Origin of the sequence: Cognatundibacterium luofuense, assembly GCF_018139685.1 — a bacterium.
Taxonomy (GTDB): domain Bacteria; phylum Pseudomonadota; class Gammaproteobacteria; order Burkholderiales; family Burkholderiaceae_D; genus Undibacterium; species Undibacterium luofuense.
The window spans coordinates 1-398 of sequence record NZ_JAGSPN010000220.1; the positions used below are offsets into that span (position 1 = coordinate 1).

Annotated in this window: 1 protein-coding gene; it reads left to right on the forward strand. The window is 50.8% G+C overall.

The window, feature by feature from the left end; genetic code table 11:
- Nucleotides 1-398, forward strand: a 398-nt coding sequence (locus KDM89_RS20115) for a pseudouridine synthase (RefSeq protein WP_212689649.1), incomplete at both ends; no start/stop codon positions are given.

Sequence of the window (398 nt, forward strand, 5' to 3'; positions counted from 1 at the left end):
GATCTGACTGCGGATGATGATGCGCCTAAATTGCATAAGGTGCTGGCGGAAGCGGGTCTGGGTTCGCGGCGTGATATGGAAGAGCTGATTGTGGCTGGGCGCGTGTCTGTTAATGGTGAGCCAGCGCATATCGGTCAACGTATTTTGCCAACGGATCAGGTACGCATCAATGGTAAGCCGATTATGCGCAAAGTGACGAAAAAGCCGCCACGTGTGCTGATTTATCATAAGCCTGCCGGTGAAATTGTCAGTACCAATGATCCTGAGGGGCGTCCTTCGGTATTTGGTAGTTTGCCTACCATGAAGGTGGGTAAGTGGCTGGCGGTTGGGCGTCTGGATTTTAATACTGAAGGTTTGTTGTTATTCACGACTTCCGGTGATCTTGCGAATCGTCTGAT